Source organism: Pseudomonas sp. MDT1-17 (genome assembly GCF_054898105.1).
In genome coordinates, this window is the sequence record NZ_JBUBVM010000001.1 from 5,774,100 (window position 1) to 5,788,189 (window position 14,090).

General features: G+C 56.8%; 13 protein-coding genes and 3 pseudogenes. 9 read left to right on the forward strand and 7 right to left on the reverse strand.

The genetic code is table 11. From position 1 onward, the window contains the following. Nucleotides 1–41: 41 nt before the first annotated feature. Nucleotides 42–143 (forward strand): annotated as a pseudogene (locus ACYZTX_RS26695) (WYL domain-containing protein); the annotation flags it as partial. Nucleotides 144–147: 4 nt separating this feature from the next. Here ACYZTX_RS26695 and ACYZTX_RS26700 read toward each other — a convergent pair. The 3 genes from ACYZTX_RS26700 to ACYZTX_RS26710 form a co-directional block, all read right to left on the reverse strand. Beyond that, complete coding sequence (locus ACYZTX_RS26700; RefSeq protein WP_462036538.1) at nt 148–1,140, reverse strand: YagK/YfjJ domain-containing protein; 993 nt, start codon at nt 1,138–1,140, stop codon at nt 148–150. 388 nt (nt 1,141–1,528) lie between these two features. After that, entirely contained in the window at nt 1,529–1,723 is a 195-nt protein-coding gene (locus tag ACYZTX_RS26705) for a helix-turn-helix transcriptional regulator (RefSeq protein WP_170043643.1), read from the reverse strand. A gap of 53 nt (nt 1,724–1,776) precedes the next feature. Further along, nucleotides 1,777–2,700, reverse strand: a complete 924-nt coding sequence (locus tag ACYZTX_RS26710; protein ID WP_462036539.1) for a hypothetical protein — start codon at nt 2,698–2,700, stop codon at nt 1,777–1,779. Between the two features lie 618 nt (nt 2,701–3,318). Between ACYZTX_RS26710 and ACYZTX_RS26715 the strand changes: the two genes are divergently transcribed. Further along, complete coding sequence (locus ACYZTX_RS26715; RefSeq protein ID WP_462036540.1) at nt 3,319–3,969, forward strand: hypothetical protein; 651 nt, start codon at nt 3,319–3,321, stop codon at nt 3,967–3,969. 446 nt (nt 3,970–4,415) lie between these two features. On the opposite strand, the gene ACYZTX_RS26720 is transcribed toward ACYZTX_RS26715, so the two are convergent. Together ACYZTX_RS26720 and abiEi are read right to left on the reverse strand one after the other, a co-directional pair. Then, nucleotides 4,416–5,318 (reverse strand): nucleotidyl transferase AbiEii/AbiGii toxin family protein, encoded by a 903-nt coding sequence (locus ACYZTX_RS26720; protein WP_462036541.1) that lies wholly within the window; start codon nt 5,316–5,318, stop codon nt 4,416–4,418. Next, on the reverse strand, nt 5,305–5,874 hold the full coding sequence (abiEi, locus tag ACYZTX_RS26725) for a type IV toxin-antitoxin system AbiEi family antitoxin (RefSeq protein WP_462036542.1): 570 nt from the start codon (nt 5,872–5,874) through the stop codon (nt 5,305–5,307). The genes ACYZTX_RS26720 and abiEi overlap by 14 nt, the downstream gene beginning before the upstream one ends. Before the next feature lie 95 nt (nt 5,875–5,969). On the opposite strand from abiEi, the pseudogene ACYZTX_RS26730 reads away from it, so the two are divergent. From ACYZTX_RS26730 to rimJ, 5 genes and pseudogenes are all read left to right on the forward strand, one after another. Further along, nucleotides 5,970–6,473 (forward strand): annotated as a pseudogene (locus ACYZTX_RS26730) (DUF2252 family protein); the annotation flags it as partial. Between the two features lie 253 nt (nt 6,474–6,726). Continuing rightward, nucleotides 6,727–7,161, forward strand: coding sequence for a hypothetical protein (locus tag ACYZTX_RS26735; RefSeq protein WP_462036543.1), 435 nt, complete (start codon nt 6,727–6,729; stop codon nt 7,159–7,161). Continuing rightward, complete coding sequence (locus ACYZTX_RS26740; RefSeq protein ID WP_462036544.1) at nt 7,158–8,618, forward strand: ATPase domain-containing protein; 1,461 nt, start codon at nt 7,158–7,160, stop codon at nt 8,616–8,618. Before ACYZTX_RS26735 ends, ACYZTX_RS26740 begins: the two co-directional genes overlap by 4 nt. Nucleotides 8,619–8,627: 9 nt before the next feature. Next, on the forward strand, nt 8,628–9,650 hold the full coding sequence (locus ACYZTX_RS26745) for a sensor histidine kinase (protein WP_462036545.1): 1,023 nt from the start codon (nt 8,628–8,630) through the stop codon (nt 9,648–9,650). Nucleotides 9,651–9,707: 57 nt separating this feature from the next. Beyond that, on the forward strand, nt 9,708–10,295 hold the full coding sequence (rimJ, locus tag ACYZTX_RS26750) for a ribosomal protein S5-alanine N-acetyltransferase (RefSeq protein WP_462036546.1): 588 nt from the start codon (nt 9,708–9,710) through the stop codon (nt 10,293–10,295). Nucleotides 10,296–10,335: 40 nt separating this feature from the next. Here rimJ and ACYZTX_RS26755 read toward each other — a convergent pair whose 3' ends face one another. Together ACYZTX_RS26755 and pmrG are read right to left on the reverse strand one after the other, a co-directional pair. Beyond that, nucleotides 10,336–11,163, reverse strand: coding sequence for a phosphatase PAP2 family protein (locus ACYZTX_RS26755; protein ID WP_462036547.1), 828 nt, complete (start codon nt 11,161–11,163; stop codon nt 10,336–10,338). Between the two features lie 26 nt (nt 11,164–11,189). After that, nucleotides 11,190–11,861: a lipopolysaccharide core heptose(II)-phosphate phosphatase PmrG gene (pmrG, locus tag ACYZTX_RS26760; RefSeq protein WP_462036548.1), complete on the reverse strand. Its 672-nt coding sequence runs from the start codon at nt 11,859–11,861 to the stop codon at nt 11,190–11,192. Nucleotides 11,862–12,258: 397 nt separating this feature from the next. Between pmrG and ACYZTX_RS26765 the strand changes: the two are divergent. Together ACYZTX_RS26765 and ACYZTX_RS26770 are read left to right on the forward strand one after the other, a co-directional pair. Next, nucleotides 12,259–13,137: pseudogene (locus ACYZTX_RS26765) on the forward strand (methyl-accepting chemotaxis protein); the annotation flags it as partial. A gap of 201 nt (nt 13,138–13,338) precedes the next feature. Further along, nucleotides 13,339–14,043: a methyl-accepting chemotaxis protein gene (locus ACYZTX_RS26770; RefSeq protein ID WP_462037116.1), complete on the forward strand. Its 705-nt coding sequence runs from the start codon at nt 13,339–13,341 to the stop codon at nt 14,041–14,043. The last annotated feature ends 47 nt before the right edge of the window (nt 14,044–14,090 follow it).

Genomic DNA, 14,090 nt, shown 5'->3' on the forward strand with positions numbered 1-14,090 from the left:
ACGGAAAGGAGGCAAACTAGCAAGTGGGAGCATGTTTTCATAAACGCTACCAAATCGATCCGAGCAGGGTGTATGCAAAAGCTACAGCGCAGCAGATCTCGGTAGCGAACCTTGATGAACTGCAGCCCTGGCTCTATCAGTGACTGGCTAGCTGCCTACCAGCCCCATTCGCAGGCATTTACTCCGGAGCGGCTTCACCCGCAGGTGCTGAGCATCCTTGACCAAGTAAACCATCGCATAGTGGACATGGGCACGAATCGCCTGGTCGTTCTTAAAGATCATGCCAATACCCAGCCCGCGCTTTTTCTTGTCCTTGTATTTGTCCTTTCCGTTGTCTTCGTCCTTGTACTTTTCCTTGTCGTGGTTGCAGCTGTGGAAGTAGCCATGCCCCCGAGTAATGCGTTCCCACAACTCACCGATCTGCTGGGCCTTGTAGACGTCCCCACGTACCTGGTTGCCATTGAAGAAATAGGCAGCATGGATGTGGTAACCCCGATCCTCCCCCTGCTCAACCGCACAGATGTAACCAGTGAGCTGATCAAAGATCTGATTGCGCTCATGCTGAGCAATCAGCCGATCTAGATCATCGAACACATGCTCGACTCGCTGCCTAGCCTGAACCGTCTGGTAGTAATACAGATCGACCCTGATGATCAACGTACGGGAGTAGCGAGCAAGCATCGCGTCTGAGTAATCACAGACACGGCCCGCCTGCTGGCTGGCCAGACCGCGACGATACCCCTTCTCTCGGCGATACCATAGCTCACCTGTTAGCTGACGGATGCGCTCGACGAGTACGTTCATGCTGCGGTGATGGTCCAGGTAGGCTGTAGCGCTCTCGTTCAAGCACACAGGCCCGGTAGGACCCCGCTCCAGCCCAATGTCCTGACAGGCGTCCCAGAACGCTTGCAGGTGCTCACTGTATTGGTATGCGCAGCGATCATCGAACAGGTCCATCATTTGTCGGATGTGCTTGAAGTACCTGGACAACCAGGTCGATTCAATCTGCTGGCTCCTTGAGCGTGTGCCTGGCAGCCGGAATGCTGGAGTATCGTATCGCTCGATGCCCTTAACGAGTCGCTCGATCTGGATGGCGATATCGGATTGGGGGAGACTGGTGTAGGGATTGCAATAGCGCATGGTTGAGTACCTGGTTGGTTGTTCACATACCAGATACCGACTGTGCAATTTATAACCGGTGACCTACCCCCTTGATAACCAGCGATGACTGGACCATAGGAAGATTAGTCATAGGTCGTTGATGTGAGTTTCATGGCTATTTCACTGGGTTAATGTCTACCTAGGAGCTATATAAATAGATGCAGCTCTGACTCAAGTGAACGCTCCCGACCAGGCAGGGCAATGAAGATCAACATGACCAAGCCAGCCGGGGAATTTGCCAATCCGTCGTCTGCGGGAGTTAGCTGAGAGCTGATGACCACCAGTCGGCATAAACACCATGACCAACAACAAGCTGGTCATGGTGTTTATGCTTGATGGAAAGACTTACTCGCCATGGTTTGCTGGGTCACGCGCTCGCGGCCAGATCACGCTCCTCGATCCTGGCCAGGATCCAATCTTGGACCTCACTTTCGACAAATCCAATGCAGCGCTCGCCGAGCGAGACTGTTTTTGGAAAGGTGCCTTCCCCGATGTACTTGTAGATGGTCGACCGGGCCAGTCCGGTCGAGTCGATAACTTCTTTTAAGCGAATGATCCTCATGAACGAGCTCCTGTATTACGTTCAGAGGATTGGCAAGGTCGGTAAAAAATGACCTAGCCCTTCATTAGCCGTCTCGGCGGAGGCGAAGCGAGGCCACAAAATAATCGATCCGTCAGCGGCATCTCAGCTTCAGAACTCCAGGGTTTATCACTCACGAGGCCTCGCCTTTCTTCGCGTAAAACCATGCACTCAGGGACTTCAATAGGAGGCGGCTGAAGTACTAACGTTATGACTTTGTAACCCGCGCCCGCCGAGGCTGGCAGGATACTCAGGCAACCCGGCTCAAATCCGACCCAATTCGCCTGACCAAACCTCGACCTGAACTCTTGCGCCATCTCAAACACTAGACGGCAAAAATGCTCGACCACTTCGCGCAACTCGGTTTCCGTTTGTCCCTCTTCGAATGCCGATGGATTTCGCAGCGCCGCAGCGATATTCTCCTGAAGCCAGCCAGCGTCGATTTGCACCCCATTACCAAGGTCAATCCAATGCCGTGAAAGCAAATCAGAGGCATGACGCAGTAGCATGTGCTGAAGGACCTCGAAGACCTCGATTTTCTGCCCTGCAAGAAATCTAATTACCGCCTGGGGTGTCTCATGCTGATCGCCTGCGTGCCGACTTCTCCATGCCAGGACATCCCGCCGAAGTGCTTCCCCATGGTCAACGCGTTTGGCGTCCATATCCCTAGCCGCATGCACCATTACCGAGGTACTGCGCTTCACGGCAAATACCGAGTGATTCAGATTTAGGTAATAAGTGCTGCTGATCTTGCCACCGCTAAACACAGAACTTGATAACCCCGGCATATGGCGACGGACCAAACCCAAGGCGATCAGCCGCTGAAGTCGATATTTTAAGCTGTCGGTATCGAGCCCGGTTGCGCGTTGCAAACCGACGTTACCAATCCCCTCCACCACGCCAAAGCGATCCGCATGTGCCAGCAAGACACCCAGCAGCAAGCGATTGCAGGCGCTCAATTGACCGCGTGCACCGAGAGGCGCGGGCTTACCTAGCTTAGTAACGGTTACCCTCTCCTTCCGGCCCTTCTGAGGCTCACCTAACCTCTCCGTCACCATCGAGGCTCCAGAGAAGAGCCGTTGCAGGTGTTGGGAGTGGAACCCGTATGAGCATTGATTGGCCCTCAGAGTAGTTACCGTCCCCGGTGCGATGTGGTAACGGATTGACGGCCTACCTCGGCCTAAAGATTCCGACAACCGACACACCACACCAACGGACACGAGCTCAGCGAGAGCGTCAGTGACCAGCACTCCAGAAAGTTGAAGCGCCTTAGCGAGCGCCTTGGCACTGCAAGCGACGTCTGCGCTGGACTCCTCGAGAACACGGCACGCCATAGCTTCCAGAAGAAAGCGAGCCGCCGCGCCACAGCTGGCTAAATTCGCAATCATTCCCTCTATATACAGAGCCAACCACGCCCCTCCCCAGAATTAAAGATCAGTTTTTACACCGGTATAAACAATAAAGCAATTATCTCAAACAAACGCATAACGTTACCGTAACGTTTTACAAAAAAGTTGCGATCGCCCCTAAAGAGGAATACAAAATACTTTCTGTAACGAGTTAAAAGGCGAAGACCTGTGACCAAAAAGAGCTTGAAATGGCTACGCCAAGATGAATGGCAATGGGCTGAGAGCTATCTGCGGCATCGAGCTCCGAAAGATTTACTGTTGGAGTATTCCGGAAGTCCAAGCCACGCGAAGACAACGCTGATCATCGAAAATCTTGGAAAGCATCTCGATGGAATGAGGTTGATCGAGCAATTAAAAAATGCCTTGCGGCAGCGCAGGTACCGGTCACCCAGCAACGGCAGACAGGCATGTACTTTTTCACTCACCAACTCCACAGTGAAGAACCTTCGTCGCCTGGCAAAAGATCCCAGCCAATCAAAAACATCGATCGTTACCGAACTCATTGATGGACTGCACAGCCTCACCAAAGAGCAACAGACGAAAGCCAAGCAGTTGAAGGAAGCCACACAAATTGAGCAGAAAGCGGCCAAGCAAATGAATGCCATGCTCAAAAGCCAATTGGACGAGGTGATGAATCACCTGGAGCGTCACATGGAGTTACTCGTAATGTGGGAAACATCCATGAATGCTAGTCAACCACCTTTCGATGGCGACGAGACCGACGCACGCAGAGAGGTAGAAAAAAGGATGAAGGGAATCAAGAGGTCGCTCAATATCATCGCGCTCAAGCATGACATTATTAGCGAGAGGCTTATCTGAACCTCGACAACCACGCTGAAACCCTTGGTATTCCAAAAGGTATTCCGCGCAAATATTCAACCGATAATTACTAATTAAAATCAATAAGTTAACAGTCCTGTTCAGATTACCCCGGCCCACCAAATACGAAGCAAAACAAAACCCGCCAAGTGCGGGTTTTGTTGCATCTGGGGTTCGACACTCCATCCCCCCCTCCGCGCGCCCGTGTGGGTTTGCCCACGAAGAGGCCAGCCCTACCAATACAAAAATACCCAGCGGCCACAAGCCCGTCGCCACGGTCGAGCGCCACGATGAATCCAAACCCCCCGTTCCAAAAACAACTCGCCTGGCACCCGGCTCCCGACAATGACAGCCTGATCCAGGCGCAGGTCTCAACTAAGGAAAGCAAGATGGGCAACCTCATTGAGGTCGCCCATTTTTTGACTGCCGCCACCTATCCTGCGGTATTACATTTTGAAGCCCGAGCCCTGAACGCTTTCATGGCTGCTCAGCGTTTTCTCAGTCGTCACATACAGATCACGTATATGACCCACCAAAAATGTCCAGAACGCCGGCTCATTCACGGTTTGGGCTACCAACTTACCCGGCAGGAACCGACTCATTTCCTTGCGAAACTCAATGACAACTTTTGGATCGGCTTCAAGCTGTGCTGAACGCTCTTTGAACTGCTTCAAGAACTCATCTTGCCCGCAGTGATGATCACCCAGTTTTTTCGCGATTAAATTCAGTTGTGGCGTTATGCCCAGCTGACGCAGCCAAACCATATCCCAGAGATCACGGTTCTTGATTCGGTCAGGACGCAGAGCAAATGCCACGATTTTGTCGGCATAGATTTCTTCGCGTGTTTCAGCCAGCAAAATCAGGCCACTCGTGCCCATATCGACACCATAAGGATTAAGCAACTGCATAGGCTGCGGTTGATAACTTGGAATGGAGCACACATCGATATTAATGCGCTGTGCCGGCAGATCCTTGCGTCCGGCCCGGGTTTGGACCTTTAACTTCCAGGTATCGACATTACCCTCCTCACGAACAGGCTCACCGACTTCGACCTCAAGACCATATTTAGTTTTTAGTGTGGTGACTAATACTTGGGCGAGCTCGATCAGGCTCTCGCGATTGAAATCTGCGCCCCCGGTAAAATCCAGGTCCTCGCTCAAACGGTTGGACCCGTAGCAGGTGCGCAAGCAGGTACCACCGATGAAGGTAAGTTTGGCGAGCATACCGGCCGAACTCAGCGCCAGCATGATGTCGTGATGCAGCAATTCTTTTTCCACGACGACCCGCAACGGCGCGAGGTCTTGTTTGTTTTTTAATGCTTCATCTACCAGCTCATCAAACAAACTCATTGGCAACGCTCCAATCGATCAAGTCCATATTTCGTTTCGCTGCCTTCATGTCTCGCAATGCTTGTTGCGGTGTCGCACGCCATAGCCGGCAACGAGCGTCATAGTGGACCTGGCCAACGAGGTCCCGAGGTTTCTGGCGTGTGTGTACGAACTCGATGGTGCCCCAGCGGCCGCATGAAATAGTGCTGCTGCGCCCGGATGACATCAGCGTGATCCAGTTGATGGGAATTTGCGAGATGACCCCGCAATCACTCAGCGCCGTTTCAAGGCTGATGAAATTGAACTGCATGGCACGCAGGCGGGCGGCCGCGTGAAACAGCACCAGCCCACTGGACGGTTTGGCTGCGTCAAACAAGTAGAGCCCTCGGCACACTCGTGTCAGATGACCGTCAGAAGCTGCACGACTCAACAATGTTTTATAGGCACCTTCGGAAATATCGGGTACCAAAGCCCTGAGATCGTCCGGGGTGTACAGATAGCGCTCATCACTGGCCAGGTGGCTCAGTTTCCGGAGGAGTCGCCCCATCGGCTGGGTGGATTTTGAGATTGGCTGCATGAGCAATGACTCAACAGAAGGTTTCACTTAATGTAACTTACTGTAGAGCTATTCAAAAGCCAATGGTCTTTTCACCGCGTGCCATCACGCTTCCACTTTCAATGAATGATCAGGAATTCCCGCTGTTCCTGCAATTCAAGGAGGCGCGTCGCTCGGTGCTTGCCGGTTACGTGAAGACCAAGTCACGTGTGCGGCATAACGGTCAGCGCGTGGTCGATGGACAGCGGCTGATGCAATCGGCCAGAGACCTGTTTCTCGGCTGGACCACCGGTCCCAGCGGTCGACACTTCTATGTGCGCCAGTTGCGCGACATGAAAGTCTCGGCCGAACTCGAGACGTTCGACGCGGACACCTTCGCCGCCTACGGACGCGTTTGTGGCCGCGCTCTGGCCCGCGCCCATGCCAAATCGTCCGGGCACGCCGCGCAGATCAGCGGCTACATCGGCAAGAGCGATGCGCTGGCCGACGCGCTGTTCAAGTATGCGCAAAGCTACACCGAGCAGAATGAGCGCGACTTCGAACAATTCCAGCAGGCCTGCCGCAAGGGGCGTTTGCGGGCGCGCTCGGAAGCGGACTTTGCGGCTGATCATTTGCCTTAGGCGTGTTTCAGGGCGTGAATCGGCGGACACTCATCGACATGAATTTTTCTTCCCCCCACGACCTCTCACCAACGGGTACATTGCGCTCGCTCATTCAAGAAACTACGGTTTGCCCGCCCTCCCGCGGGCTTTTTTTTGCCTGCTGCTTTGTTTCATCGGTGTTCAGGCCCTCCCGCACTCCTCTGACGCAAATCACTCGCGACGCCCGCATAGGGTGTACCATCAAGCTCTGTCCATCAGATATCAGTTAGCCATGTCCACGCTAAGCGAAGAGAGCCGCCAGATCGTAGCTTCTCTGGCGCACCGTGTAGGCCCAAACGCTGACATCGCAAGGATCGCCCAAGCGATCATTTCAACCTTGCAGGATATGGATGTAGCCCTCACGCCCATCATCGGCCACCAAGGGGTTGCAGCGCTTTATCGCCGCAGCCTCCGCCTGTGCGCCTCCACTCATCCGCGTCTGGCCCGCACCTATGACAGTTTGCCGTCCGGCATGGATTTGACTGCCCTCAAGTCCGTAATCGTTGAGCAAAGCAACGCCGATGCGCTGTTTTTCGGTGAAGAGTTGCTGACTACCTTTTACGAGCTGCTGACCACGCTCATCGGGCCCTCGCTTACCGAACGTTTGCTTCGTGACATGTGGGAACCTTCTTTGAGCGACACCCCTTCGCAGGAAATTTCGCCATGAGCACCAAAGTGACTATCAACCGTCTGGCCACCGGCGTGCCAGGACTGGACGAGGTGCTGGGCGGTGGATTGCCGGAGTTTTCGTTCAACCTGATCGCCGGCCCGCCTGGCTGTGGCAAAACCACCCTGGCGCATCAGATGATGTTCGCCCTGGCGACACCCGAGCGCCCGGCGCTGTTCTTTACCGTACTGGGCGAGCCGCCGCTGAAGATGCTGCGTTATCAGCAGCAATTCGATTTTTTCGACAGCGAAGCGATCAACCATTCGATCCGCTACATCAACCTGGCGGACGACACCCTGGCCGGGAATCTGGACGAGGTGTTGCGGCGCATCGTCAGCGAGGTGGAGGCTCACTCCCCGTCACTGGTGTTCGTCGACTCGTTCCGTTCGGTGGTGCTGGCGAGCCAGACCCAGGACAACCCCAACAACAACCTGCCGCAGTTCGTGCAGCAACTGGGCATGTTGATGACCACCTGGCAGGCGACGACCTTCCTGATTGGCGAATACTTCACCGAAACCGACACCAACCCGATTTTCACCGTGGCCGACGGCCTGATCTGGCTGCGCCAGAGCGTTCAGCGCAACTCCATGGTGCGCAAGATGGAAATCATGAAGATGCGCGGGCAGCCGACGCTTCCGGGCCTGCATACCTTCCGTATTGCAACGTCGGGGATCAAGGTCTTTGCGCCTGCGGCACTCAACCCGGTTGAAGCTCCGCCGGAGTTCCCCATCAAGCGCCTGAAAATGGGCGTGCCACAGCTCGACGAGATGCTTGGCGGCGGCCTGCCCCGTGGTTATTCCTTGCTGGTGGCCGGGCCGTCGGGCTCGGGCAAAAGCATTCTGGCGGCGACCTTCCTCGCCGAGGGCGCGCGCAATGGTGAAACCGGTGTGATCGCGGTGTTTGAACAACGGCCTAATCACTACCAGAACGCCACCCTTGCGGGCCTGATCCAGAGCGGACAGATCGGTCTGGTGGACAGCCGCGCCCCGGACCTGTCCATCGACGAAATCGTGCATTTGCTGTTGAGCGAAATCACCCGATTGAAAGCGACCCGCGTGGTCATCGATTCGCTGTCAGGTTTTGAACTGGCGCTCGCGCCGACCTTCCGCGAAGACTATCGCGAGTCGCTGTCGCGCATGGTCACTGCGTTGACGAGCGCCGGGGTCAGCGTGTTGATGACTTCAGAGCTGGAAGACCGCTACACCGACCTGCGCTTCAGCCCATACGGCACGGCATTTCTCACCGACGCAATCATCGTTCAGCGCTACATTGAAGTGCAGAGCCGTTTGCTGCGCATCATGGCCGTGGTCAAGGTGCGGGCCAGCGTCCACTCCGATGAGTTACGGCTTTACCGCATCGACAGTAATGGTTTGCAGATCGGCGAGATGTTGCCGGACCAGGAAGGCTTACTCGGCGGTCGGCCAACCCGGCAACGCCCCGGAAAAGACAATGCGTGAGTCAAGGTCATGAGCACGGCCGATAGCCAGAACGAAGAAGCGAAGGCCACTGCCGCTCGCGAACTGTTCCTGCTAGGCCAGAAAACTGTTGAGGCACGGGCAGTGCTGGCAGCGCTGCAAAAAGAATTGCGCGACGCCAGCACCCGGCTGGTCGATAGCCAGCAGGTCGAGCAACTGATCGAGGCCAATCAGCAATTGGTGCTGGCGATTTTGCTGGCGCAGTCCGATGCAGAAAAACCAAAACGCATGCAGGAAGAACAACGGCTGTTCCTGGAGATGCGCGAAGCCAACGCGCAATTGGTGATCGCGGCCCTCAGCGCGCAAGACCTGCAAGCCTCAGCCGAACATACCCTGGAACAACAACGCAACATCCTCACCCTGGTGGCTCACGAACTGCGCAACCCGCTGACGCCCATCAGCATGATCGCCGGACGACTGGTGCGCGTCCCCAGCGAGGAACTGCCGCGCATGCAGGCACTGATCGAAAACCAGGTGCAACACATGTCGCGACTGGTAGACGATTTGCTCGACGTCTCCCGCGCCAGCACCGGCAAGTTGCGCCTCGATTGCCAAATCGTGGACATGGTGCAGATCATCCATCAGGCCATCGACGTGTGCAGCCCGGTGATGACTGCTCACCATTTGCACTTCACCGCTGAATTGCCCGAGTGCGCGTTGGCGGTGGAGGGTGACCCGGTACGCCTCACGCAGATTCTCGGCAACCTGCTGGGCAACGCGGCCAAATACACGCCATCGGGCGGCAATGTCACGCTGTCGGTCACCGCTGAAGCCGACGTGCTGCAGATGCGCATCTGCGATGACGGCATCGGTATTTCCGCCAAGGCCCTGCCGTTTATCTTCGAGCCGTTTGTGCAGGATGTTCACGCGGTCGGCTTCAACGGTGCGGGCCTGGGTATTGGCCTGACGGTGGTTCGCGAGTTGGTCGAAGCCCATCGCGGCACGGTTATCGGCGTGAGCGACGGTGACGGCAAGGGCAGCACCTTTATCGTGACATTGCCGCTGGCGATTTGAGTTTTTCCGCTGTACACGCAATGCTTGCGCGACGATCCCCGCGAACCGGAGCGCCCTATGCCGCTGTTGTCCCTGCCCTGTAAACGCTTGACGCTGGCCGTGCTCGACCCTGAGCAGGCGGCGCTGGAAAGCGACTTCTACCGGCGCAACCAGAGGCATCTCGCCCGGTGGTCGCCGATTCGCCCCGCCGATTACCACAGCCCTGTACTCATCCGCCCGCGCCTTGAAGTGCAAGCCAGCGCTTTCCAGGCCGGCCTGGCGGTGCATTTCGCGCTGCTGGATCCGGACAACGGTCAGATGATCGGCGCCTGCAACTTCAGCGGCATCACTCGCGGGGCGTTTCAGGCCTGCTATCTCGGTTACCACATCGACGAATCTCATCAGGGCCAGGGCTTGATGCAGGAAGCACTGGAAGCGGGAATCGGCTACATGTTCGATGAGCAGAAACTGCACCGGATCATGGCCAATTACATCCCTGGCAATGAACGCAGTGCGCGGCTGCTGGAGCGTCTGGGATTTGAACGTGAGGGCTACGCCAAGGCCTACCTGAGTATCGCCGGGCGCTGGCAGGATCATGTGTTGACGGCGTTGATCAATGATCGCTTTGAAGCACCGGAACAGCGCTGGTCCAGACGTCTCTCGTAATACTTCGTCTGCTCAGGTTTCCCGTTCCCTTGTTCGGACTTCATGAGTTTCTGAGCGGTTCAGCGATGAGTCGCGCAGCCTGTTGGAGCACCGGTTGCTCCAGCCGCGCTCGCCCATAAAACGCCAGCGCCGTCAGCAAACACGCCAGCCACACGAAGATTCCGGCCCAGAAGGTGTGGGACATGTAATGCCAGCCTTGCAGAACCCGCGTCGTGCCGTAGACGAAACCGAGCAGCAACGAGCCGTACATGACCGCTTTTGAATAGCGCCAGCGGTAGCGGCGCGCCACGAAGTACAACGCGAGCATGGTGAAACCTCCCGACGCATGCCCGCCCGGCCAGCAGCGCCCATCACCCGCGACTTTCAGCAGATCGAAATTCTGATACCACTCCTTATGCTCAATTTTCCCCGCGTACCGGGTCGTTTCGATCGGGCAGTACACGCTAGTGTGACCCTTGAGGTAGTGGATGACGCCAGTACTGATGGAAAACGCGAACACCACGTAGAGGAAGTCCCGACGGTGCTTGCTGGCGAACCGAAGCACCGGCGCGACCTTGATTTTTTCCAGAAACGAGATGATTTTCGAATGCTTTTCGGCCTTCAGACGCGGCCAGAGAAACGACAGCAAGGCGCCAACAATCGCCAACTCTCCGGTCCAGTTCGGGATGATTCGCGCCCATTTATGGGTGATTTTTTCGAACAGATGGACATGATCCAGCGGAAACGTCTGCGTGACCGGCTCATAAAAAAGATCACTAAAAGCGATGTCGATCTTGGTCAGGTCGAACAGCAGGAACACCACGACCGCACAGACCAGCGGAATACCAAAGTTCACCCAGTAAAAGCGGTAACGGGAAGAAGTCAGCATCGTGTGTCCAGATCCAGAGAGTGAATTCATTGGGTGGTGACCGAGCGCCAGTCAGAAGCTTCGATAAACCCAAGCATGCGCGGCGCTTGAGGCGTTTCAGCCGAAATGAACAAGGAGGCGCCATAACCCAAAGTGGAGGCCGGCAACTGGAGGTCTTTCTCAAGTTGCGACATGCATTCGCTGTGGGTCACCAGAATCAGGTTTCGCCCGGCAACCTTGTGCGCCAGCGCGTCGCGCAGCATGGTGCCTTTGCAATTGATCAGCCATTCTTCACCGACCCCAACCTTGTTGAACATGTAACCGGCCGTTTGCGCCGTACGGATGATCGGGCTGTTGTAGATATCGGCGTGGTTCAGCCCGAGCTGTTCAAAATTCGCCCCGACCTCCACGGCCACGCTGCGAGAACGATCGGTAATGCCATCGTTACCGTTCAGGCAGGCTGCGCTGGAGTGATCGCAACGTTCGACGTGACGCACCAGCACGATCACGTTGCCTTTGGCCCAACCGGCCGCCAACGCCCGGGCGCCGGCCACGTTGCCGTGGGCCAGGTCCGGTACAGCGGCGGGATGCAAAAGCCACACCGTCAGAGGAATCACCAACAGCGCCGAGGCGAGCACGACAGCAGCATTGCGATAGCGGGCAAAACGACTCAGATCAATCGCGCGTTTTACCCCGAACAGACTCAGTCTCAATTCCACATCAAGCCGCCTCACCGGCACGCATCACTTTCATTCGATCCCACGAGGGTAGAGAGGCTGGCGTCGGCAGCTGGTGAAACTCATGTGAAAAAAAGCTTAAACCCTACGCAAAGGCCTTGTTACACATCGTGTCCTGCAAAAACCATTCAGCTCTCGCAATAGCTGCCGATACAGTCCTGCTACACACCTTGCTGGCGACCAAAAACAACAATCTTCCAGCCAACCGACGATCAAGAAGCACAACGTCCCTGGAGGACTTTTGATGAATAGCTGGTTCGGCAACATCAGCGTGAACATGAAGCTGGGCCTGGGGTTCGGCCTGGTCCTGGCACTGACCTGCGTCCTCGCCCTGACCGGCTGGACGAGCCTGGGCGGGTTGATTGACCGCAGCAACTGGATGAGCGACATCACCCAGCTCAACGCCGGCCTGACCAAGCTGCGCGTGGTTCGCCTGCAATACATGCTGACCAACGGCGACGAGACTGCAGCGCAAAACGTCCAGACCACGCTCGACGCGTTTTCCGCTCAGCAACAAGCGCTTCTGGTGAAATTCAAGAGCCCGGAAAACCTCAAGTTGCTCAAAGAGCAAGGCGCCGTCATCGAGGCTTACAGGACGTCCCTGAACAAAATGCGCAGCGCGTACCGCACCGGTAACAGCGCCCGCGACGTGATGGGCGCCAACGCCGATTCAGCCAACACGCTGATCAACGCCATCAACACCCACGTTCAGCAAATGCCCTTGAGCGATCAGCGCTTCGAACAATTCCAGGCCATCACCGCCGCCAAGGAAGCGTTCTTGCTGGCCCGCTACGAAGTGCGCGGCTACACCGCCACCACCAACGCCGAGACCGAGCAAAAAGCCGTCGGCCAACTGGACGTGGCCATCGCCAGCCTGAAACCCCTCAACGTGCATTTCGCCGACACTCAGCAAGACACCCTGCGTCAGCTGGACACCGCGCTGACCAGCTACCGCAGCGCCTTGCAGACGTATAAAGCCGCCAGCAACGATGCAGTGCAGGCGCGCAAGGAAATGACTGAGCAGGGCGCTGCCATCGTGACCCTGAGCGACCAGCTGTATCAGATTCAGCTCGACCGCCGTGACGCCGAAAGTGCTCAAGCGCGCACCCTGCAATTGATCAGCACTTTGCTGGCGTTGTTGGTGGGCATCATTGCTGCCGTGGTCATCACCCGTCAGATCACCGGCCCGTTGCGCGCCACCTTGGCCGTGGTTGAACGCATTGCCAGCGGCGACCTGTCCCAGGACGTCAAAGTAACTCGCCGTGACGAACTCGGTGTGCTGCAGCAAGGCATCGCCCGCATGGGCGTGACCCTGCGCGACTTGATCAGCGGCATCCGCGACGGTGTCGCCCAGATCGCCAGCGCTGCCGAAGAACTGTCGGCCGTGACCGAGCAAACCAGCGCCGGCGTTAATAGCCAGAAGATTGAAACCGATCAGGTGGCCACCGCCATGCACGAGATGACCGCCACCGTGCAGGAAGTCGCGCGCAACGCCGAAGAAGCCTCTCAAGCGGCGGCCGCCGCTGACGGCGAAGCCCGCGAAGGTGACAAGGTGGTCAACGAAGCCATCGCCCAGATCGAACGTCTGGCCACCGAAGTGGCGCGTTCCACCGAAGCCATGAGCGTGCTGCAACAGGAAAGCGACAAGATCGGCAGCGTCATGGACGTGATCAAGGCCGTGGCCGAACAGACCAACCTGCTGGCGCTCAACGCCGCCATCGAAGCAGCCCGTGCCGGTGAAGCCGGTCGTGGTTTTGCCGTGGTTGCCGACGAAGTTCGCGGCCTGGCTCAGCGCACGCAGAAATCCACCGAAGAAATCGAAGGCCTGGTGGCCGGTCTGCAGAACGGCACTCAACAAGTGTCGGCCGTGATGAACAACAGCCGCGCACTGACCGACAGCAGCGTCGCGCTGACCCGCAAGGCCGGTGTATCACTGGAAAACATCACCCGCACGGTGTCCAACATCCAGGCGATGAACCAGCAGATCGCCGCCGCCGCCGAGCAGCAAAGCGCCGTGGCCGAAGAGATCAGCCGCAGCATCATCAACGTGCGCGACGTGTCCGAACAGACCGCCGCCGCCAGCGACGAAACCGCCGCATCCAGCGTTGAACTGGCGCGATTGGGTAATCAGTTGCAGATGATGGTGAGTCACTTCCGGGTGTAACACACCTGATCGTTCCCACGCTCTGGACTGACCCCGAAAAGTTGGAC